The sequence below is a fragment of the Streptomyces milbemycinicus genome (assembly GCF_002154605.1).
GTDB classification, from domain to species: Bacteria; Actinomycetota; Actinomycetes; order Streptomycetales; family Streptomycetaceae; genus Streptomyces; species Streptomyces milbemycinicus.
The window spans coordinates 1-7,743 of the sequence record NZ_MUNE01000027.1 but is presented as its reverse complement, the minus strand read 5'-3'; the positions used below and the strand labels follow the sequence as shown (position 1 = coordinate 7,743).

General features: G+C 72.6%; 5 protein-coding genes. All 5 read left to right on the top strand.

Going from position 1 to position 7,743, the window contains the following annotated elements:
- On the top strand, nt 1-2,945 hold a 2,945-nt coding region (locus CCN51_RS02190), incomplete at its 5' end, for an FtsK/SpoIIIE domain-containing protein (RefSeq protein ID WP_086859205.1).
- A 262-nt stretch (nt 2,946-3,207) separates the two neighbouring features.
- Complete coding sequence (locus CCN51_RS02185; protein ID WP_014179092.1) at nt 3,208-4,611, top strand: ABC transporter substrate-binding protein; 1,404 nt, start codon at nt 3,208-3,210, stop codon at nt 4,609-4,611.
- A 24-nt stretch (nt 4,612-4,635) separates the two neighbouring features.
- Nucleotides 4,636-5,997: a carbohydrate ABC transporter permease gene (locus CCN51_RS02180; protein ID WP_078610615.1), complete on the top strand. Its 1,362-nt coding sequence runs from the start codon at nt 4,636-4,638 to the stop codon at nt 5,995-5,997.
- Nucleotides 5,994-6,875, top strand: a complete 882-nt coding sequence (locus tag CCN51_RS02175) for a carbohydrate ABC transporter permease (protein WP_014179090.1) — start codon at nt 5,994-5,996, stop codon at nt 6,873-6,875. The genes CCN51_RS02180 and CCN51_RS02175 overlap by 4 nt, the downstream gene beginning before the upstream one ends.
- A 183-nt stretch (nt 6,876-7,058) precedes the next feature.
- Nucleotides 7,059-7,743 (top strand): glycosyltransferase family 2 protein (locus CCN51_RS02170; RefSeq protein ID WP_143675705.1); only part of this gene is annotated, 685 nt, incomplete at its 3' end.

The following is a 7,743-nucleotide window of genomic DNA, read 5'->3' as shown; positions in this document are numbered from 1 at the left end:
CTCCAGCGCGGCGGGCGAGTGCAGGGCCGCCAGCTGAGCCACGACGGAGCGGGCGAGCCCGGCCAGCCGGGCGCGCGGGCCCGCCAGGCCCAGCGAACCGGCTTCCCGCAGATCGACGGTCACGGGGGCCGCGGGCAGCAGCCCGCCGCCCGCGGCGGGCCGGTCGGCCGACCCCACCCGCACGCTCAGCGCGTCCGGGTGCCCCGGGCCGCGCTCCCACAGGCGCGGGCCCGGACCGAGCGCCGTCATCAGTACGGCGGTGGCCGGATCCCGCCGCCGTACTGATGACGGCGCTCGGTCCGGGCCCGCGCCTGTGGGAGCGCGGCCCGGGGCACCCGGACGCGCTGAGCGTGCGGGTGGGGTCGGCCGACCGGCCCGCCGCGGGCGGCGGGCTGCTGCCCGCGGCCCCCGTGACCGTCGATCTGCGGGAAGCCGGTTCGCTGGGCCTGGCGGGCCCGCGCGCCCGGCTGGCCGGGCTCGCCCGCTCCGTCGTGGCTCAGCTGGCGGCCCTGCACTCGCCCGCCGCGCTGGAGATCATCCTGATCAGCACGGACAGCCGGCGCCCCGTCGCCGAACGGCTCGCGCAGTGGTCCTGGCTCGGCTGGCTGCCCCACCTCCAGCCGCTGCGCGGGCAGGACTGCCGACTGCTGCTGGCGTACGACCCGGAGCAGGCCACGGCCCGTACGAACGAGCTGGTGCGGAGGCTGGAGGACGGGCGGCCGGGCCCGGGCTGGGCGACCGCGTCCCCGGCGGCCGTGGCCGCCGCCGCAGCCCGGCACTCCGGCCCGTACACCGTGGTCGTCGTGGACGGCGACCCCGGCCCCGCGGCGCTGCGCGAAACGCTCGCGGCCCTGGCGCTGGGCGGCCCTGCGGCCGGAATTCATCTCCTGTCCCTGGTGGAGGCGCCCACGGCGTCCTATATGTCTCCCGCGTCTCCCATGTCTCCCGCGTCTCCCGCGTCTCCCGCGTCTCCGCTGTCGGCGAGCTATGGGGCCGCCCGTTCCGCGTCTCCGGTGTTCGCCGCGTGCGGGATGGCGGCGCTGCTCAGCGGTGATGTGGCGACGGGGCTGCAGATCGTGCGCCGCGGCGGCCGCGACGGGGCGGCGGGCGCGGCGGCGACCGTGGACGCGGTTTCGGTGGCCTGGGCCGACCGGTTCGCACGGGCCCTGGCGCCCCTGCGCCCGGCCGACTCCGCCCTGGAGGGCGGCGCCCCCGGCTCCGGCCGCCCGGCGGCCGCCACGCTGCCGCGCGCGTCGCGGCTGCTGGACGAACTGGGTCTGGCGCGGGCCACCCCCGCCTCGCTGCTGGCCCGCTGGGCGGCCGCCGCCGACGAGGTCCCGGCCGGCGGCCGGGCCCTGGCCGTCCTGGGCGCGGGCCCCCGCGGCCCGCTCGCCGTCGACCTGGTGGCCGACGGCCCGCATCTGCTGATCGGCGGCGGCCCCGGCACCGGCAAGACAGAGCTGCTGCGCTCCCTCGCCGCCTCCCTGGCGGCCGCCGAGCGCCCGGACCGGCTTGGCCTGGTGCTCGTCGACGGCGGCGGCGCGGAGCGCGGCGAGGGGCTTCGGGTGTGCACGGATCTGCCGCAGGTCTCGACGTATCTGGCGGCCTCCGACCCGGTACGGATGCGGGAGTTCGCCCAGGCGCTCAGCTCGGAGCTCAAGCACCGCGCCGAACTGCTGGGCGACCAGGACTTCACCGCCTGGCACGCGAGTGGCGGCGCCGCGGCCGGACACGCTGCAGGCGGCCCCGGCGCCGCCCCGGTCCACGACGCGGGGAGCCCGGGCGTGAGCGCCGCCTCTGCGCGCAGCGCAAGCGGTGTGCGTTCCGACGCCTCGTCCCGCGGTGCGAGCGTGCACCCGGGCAACAGCGCGCGCTCGGCTGTCGATGACGCCCCGGCGCGGAGCACGGGCGACGCCGCGCCGACCCGCAGCGCGAGCGGCGTCAGCGGGCACATGCTCGGGGGCCCGCGCTCGGGCGGCGCCGCGGACTCCCCCACCGACGGCGGCACGGCCCGACGTCCCGACGCCCAGGCCCGGAGCACGGGCCACGCGCCGACCCGCGGCGCGAGCGGTCGCGTGGTCGGCGGCGCGTACGTGGGCGGCGACGGCGACGCGGCCCGCCATCCCGACGCCCCTGCCCGCGGCACGGGCGGGTACCCGGGCGGCGGCGCACCGGCGCGGAGCGCCGGGGGTGGCCCGGCGGGAGGCTCGGCCGGAGGGATGAGCTCAGGGGGCGACAGCGCTGGTGGAGCGCGGGTGGTCGCGCCGCGGCAGGCCGGTGACCTCGACTCCGCCTCCAGCGGCACCTTGCGGCTGCGTACCCAGCCCGGCAGCGAGCACACGGAGGAGGCGGCGGCAGGGGCCTCGCTACCGCGGCTCGTCGTCCTCGTCGACGACTTCGACGCGCTGGTCGCCCCCTCCCTGGGCAGCACCGGTCGGCCGGCGGCCGGATCGGTCGTCCGGGCGCTGGAGGCCGTCGCCCGCGACGGCGCGCGCCTCGGGGTGCATCTGGTCGCGGCGTCCGGCCGCCCGGACCGTACGGCGGATACGGCGGCGGCCGAGCGTGCCGGGCTGTGGATCACGCTGGAGGCCCGCCCCCTGTCGGCCGCGGCCTCCGGAGCGTCCACCGGCTCCGCCGCCGACTCGCCCACCGGCTCCGGGGCGGCGGAAGCGGCCGTCGGGCGCGGGCAGCTGTACCGGCGGCGCGACGACACGTCCAGCCCCTCCACGCCGTTCCAGGCGGGCCGGGTGACCGGGCGCATACCGCGTACGGCGACGCAGCGTCCCACCGTCGTGGCGGTCGACTGGGAGCGTACGGGCGACCCGCCCACCCGGCGCCCGGTACGGGAGCTGGGCAACGGGCCGACGGACCTGGCCCTGCTCGCCAGCGCGCTGCAGCGCGCGGCGCAGTCGGCTGGCGCGCCGACCGCGCCCGCGCTGATCTGACCCACTACGGTCCAAACCGGACCGTAGGCGCACCGCGCTAAACCCCCCTGGACCATCCGACCCGTCCGACTTTCGAAATCGATCGTCCGATCCTCCTGTCTGACCGCCCTGCCCCTTTCCTTCCTGACTGTTCATCACGGCCCGGTCACAATCGGAGAGTTACCGCAGAAAACGGTATTGCGACGGACCGTGACCGGGCGTAGGACTGTCGGCACGGGACACGGCCGCAGCGGGGGACGGCCGATTTGGGAGGAAAACGGGGATGCTCACACCGCTTCGCAGGAAGCGCCAGAAGCGCCAGATGGGCCGACCGGGCCAGACGGGCACGAAGCGTTCGGCGCGAGCCGCGCTTGCCCTCTGTTCGGCGGGGGCGCTGTTGCTGACCGCCGCGGGCTGCGGCACCGACGACGGGGAGGCCGACAGCGGCAGCCCACCGCCCGTGACCGTCAAGCTGCCCAGCCTCAAGGGCAAGCATCTTGAGGTCACGGCCGTGTGGACGGGCACCGAACAGAAGAACTTCACCAAGGTGCTGAAGGAGTTCGAGAAGCGCACCGGCGCCACGGTGTCGTTCGTGCCCAGCGGCGACGACATGGCGGGCTTCGTCGGCTCGAAGATGGCGGGCGGCCAGCCGCCCGATGTCGCGCTGGTCGGGCAGGTCGGCGTGTTGCGCGAGTTCGCGCAGAAGGGCTGGGCCAAGCCGGTCAACGCCGCCACCAAGGCGGAGTTGTCCAAGAACTTCTCGAAGGGCTGGCAGGAGCTCGGCGCGTACAAGGGCAAGCAGTACGGCGTCTATTTCAAGGTCAGCAACAAGTCGCTGATCTGGTACAACACCTCCGCGTTCGAGTACGCGGGGGCCAGGGAGGCGAAGACCTGGAAGGACTTCCTCGCCCAGGCGCAGCTGATCTCCGATTCGGGCACCGACCCGGTCTCGGTCGGCGGCGCGGACGGCTGGACGCTCACCGACTGGTTCGAGAACGTCTATCTCTCCCAGGCGGGGCCGGAGAAGTACGATCTGCTGGCCCAGCACAAGATCAAGTGGACCGATCCCTCGGTGACGCGGGCGCTCAGGACGCTGGCCGAGCTGTGGGGCACCAAGGGGCTGCTCGCGGGGGGCAGGTCCGGCGCGCTGCAGACCGCGTTCCCGGATTCGGTCGTCAAGGCCTTCGCCAACGCCGCCCAGCCGGACGCCGCGATGGTCTTCGAGGGGGACTTCGCCGCGGCCAATGTCTCCGACGCGGGGGCGAAGCTGGGCTCGGAGGCGAAGGTCTTCCCGTTCCCCAAGGTGGGTGAGACCGCCCCGGTGGTCACCGGCGGCGATGTGGCCGTGGCGCTGAAGGACAGCGAGGCCTCGCAGGCGCTGCTGACCTTCCTGGCCTCGCCCGACGCCGCCCACATCTGGGCCCAGGCGGGCGGCTTCATCTCGGCGAACAAGAAGCTCAGCCTGAGCGTCTACCCCAATGAGCCACTTCGCAAGATCGCCAAAGCGGTGATAGACGCGGGCGACAACTTCCGCTTCGACATGTCCGACCAGGCCCCGGCCTCGTTCGGCGGCAAGCCGGCCCAGGGCGAGTGGAAAGCGCTCCAGGACTTCCTGAAGAACCCCAAGGATGTCGAGGGCATCCAGCGCCAGCTGGAGCGCGATGCCGCCAAGGCGTACGGGAACTGACGACGCGACCGGGAGATCCACATCATGTCGACCGCGACAGCGGGCGGCGCGGCAGCACCTGGCCGCGTAGCGCCTGCGCAGGACAAGAACAAGAAGAGGAAAAGCATTACGGGCACCCGGCTGTGGGTGGCGGGGATCTTCCTGCTGCCCGCGCTGGTGCTGCTCGGCGCGCTCGTCGTCTACCCGATCGGCTACTCCGTCTACCGCAGTCTCTTCGACGCGTCGGGCGACGGCTTTGTCGGTCTTGACAACTATCGCGAGATGTTCAGCGACGACGCGACGATGACGGCGATCAAGAACAACATCGTCTGGGTCATCGTCGCCCCGTCCGTGGCCACCGCACTCGGCCTGATCTTCGCCGTGCTCACCGAGCGCGTGCGCTGGGGCACGGCCTTCAAACTGGTCGTCTTCATGCCGATGGCGATCTCGATGCTGGCGGCGGGCATCATCTTCCGGCTGGTGTACGAGGCCGATCCGGACCGGGGCGTGGCCAACGCCATCTGGGTGAGCGTGCATGACACCTTCAAGGAGTCGCCGCCCTTCCCCGGCGCCCATCCACGGCCCAACGCCGGGTTGACCGAGTCGTCGAACGGGTCGTTCACCACCGACGCGACGGCGAAGGCGGGCACCCCCGTCTCGCTGCCGCTGGTCGCCGCCAAGCGCGACGATGTGAGCGGCGCGCAGGACGCCAAGGCCGCGAAGCCGGAGGCCGGGAAGGTCACCGGCACGGTCTGGTTCGACTTCACCAAGGGCGACCGCGGTCAGCACAATGTGCTCGACAAGGGCGAGAAGGCGCTCGCCGACATCAAGATCGAGGCGGTCAAGGACGGCAAGGTCGTCGCCACGACCACGTCCCGCGCCGACGGTACGTACACCCTCCCGGCCAAGGCGGACGGCGCCGAGCTGCGGCTGCCCGCCTGGAACTTCGGCCAGCCGTACAACGGGGTGGACTGGCTCGGCCCGTCGCTGGTCACCCCGGCCATCATCGGCTCGTACGTCTGGATCTGGGCCGGTTTCGCGATGGTGCTGATCGCGGCGGGGCTCGCGGGCGTGCCACGCGAGCTGCTGGAGGCGGCGCGGATGGACGGCGCCAATGAGTGGCAGGTCTTCCGGCGGGTGACGGTGCCGCTGCTGGCGCCGGTGCTGTCGGTGGTCGTCGTCACGCTCATGATCAACGTCTTGAAGATCTTCGACCTGGTGTACATCATCGCGCCGCAGACCAGCCAGGACGAGGCCAATGTGCTCGCCCTCCAGCTGTATCAGTCCTCCTTCGGGACCGACGTCAACCAGGGCCTCGGCAGCGCGATCGCCGTGTTCCTGCTGGTGTTCGTAGCGCCCGTCATGTTCTTCAACATCCGCCGGATCCGAAGGGAGCGCCGTCGATGACCAGCGCGGACACGGTCGTACAAGCCAAGCAGTCGCTTGCCGCACGGATCGCGGCCCGGGCCGGCGGCGGGGTGATGCGGGTCGTCCTGATCCTGATCGGGCTGTTCTGGCTGATGCCCACGGTCGGGCTGCTGCTCTCCTCGCTGCGCGACCCCTCCGAGGTGGCCCTCTCGGGCTGGTGGAAGGTCTTCACCGATCCGGGGCAGCTCACCTTCGGCGCATACGACGATCTGCTGTCCAACCAGCAGATCACCGACTCGCTGTGGACCACCCTCGCGATCACCATTCCGGCCACGGTCCTGGTGGTGGTGCTCGGCGCCCTGGCGGGCTACGCCTTCGCGTGGATGGACTTCCCCGGCCGCGACTGGTGGTTCCTGGTCGTCGTCGGCCTGCTCGTCGTCCCCGTACAGGTCGCGCTGATCCCCGTCGCCAAGCTCTTCGGCGAGATCGGCATCTTCCAGACGACGACGGGCGTGGTGCTCTTCCACACCGCCTTCGGCCTGCCCTTCGCCATATTCCTGCTGCGGAACTTCTTCGCGGAGATCCCGCGCGAGCTGCTGGAGGCGGCGCGGCTGGACGGGGCGGGCGAGCTGCGGCTGTTCGTACGGGTCGTGATGCCGCTGGGCGGGCCGGCCATCGCCTCGCTCGGCATCTTCCAGTTCCTGTGGGTGTGGAACGACATGCTGATCGCGCTGATCTTCGCGGACAGCGGCAACCCGCCCATCACGGTGGCGCTGCAGCAGCAGGTGCGGCAGTTCGGCAACAACATCGACATCCTGGGCCCCGGCGCCTTCATCTCGATGGTGATCCCGCTGGCCGTCTTCTTCGCCTTCCAGCGGCAGTTCGTCGCCGGAGTGATGGCGGGCGCGGTGAAGTGACCAGAACCTGCTGAACCACAAGCACTGAGCCGGTCGGCCCGCCGCGGGTCGGCCGGCTCAGTGCTGCGTGCGCCGAACGGGTTGCTTTCCGCGCCTCCCCGGCACGCGTCGCCCCGCATTGTGCTTACGTTCCGATGATGCTGATAAACCACATCCACACCGCCTCAACCGATGGGATGCGCTTTGCCCCGGTTCAGCGTCATCGTGCCCGCGTATCAGGTCCAGCCCTACCTCCATGACTGCCTGCGCTCGGTGCTCACGCAGGACTTCACCGACCTCGAGCTGATCGCGGTCGACGACCGCTCCCCCGACGCCTGCGGCTCGATCATCGACGACGCGGCGGCCCGTGATCCGCGGGTGCGGCCCGTGCATCTGAGCGACAACATGGGGCTCGGGCCGGCCCGTAACGTCGGGATGGGGCAGGCCACCGGGGACTATGTGCTGTTCCTCGACGGGGACGACACGCTCGTGCCCGGGGCGCTGCGGGCGATCGCCGAGCGGCTGGCGGCCACCGGGGATCCGGAGGTGCTGCTGTTCGACTACGCACGGCTGTACTGGACGGGCCGGGCGGAGCGGAACGTACGGGCCGAGCTGCTGCGCCAGAGCGGGCCCCGGACGTTCCGGCTGGACGACCGGCCCGAGCTGCTGCGGCTGCTGATGGTGGCGTGGAACAAGGCGTACCGGAGGGACTTCCTGGAGCGGGAGGGGTTCACCTTCCCGCCGGGGTTCTACGAGGACACGCCCTGGACCTACCCCGTGCTGCTGACCGCCCGTTCGCTGGCCGTACTGGACCGGGTGTGCGTGCACTACCGGCAGCGGCGGCGCGGCGGCATCCTGCGCACGCCCAGCCGCCGCCATCTGGACGTCT

Excerpts from the sequence above, each read along its gene's own strand:
- CCN51_RS02175 (WP_014179090.1), top strand. The coding sequence starts at position 5,994 with ATGACCAGCGCGGACACGGTCGTACAAGCCAAGCAGTCGCTTGCCGCA.
- CCN51_RS02180 (WP_078610615.1), top strand. The coding sequence starts at position 4,636 with ATGTCGACCGCGACAGCGGGCGGCGCGGCAGCACCTGGCCGCGTAGCG.
- CCN51_RS02185 (WP_014179092.1), top strand. The coding sequence starts at position 3,208 with ATGCTCACACCGCTTCGCAGGAAGCGCCAGAAGCGCCAGATGGGCCGA.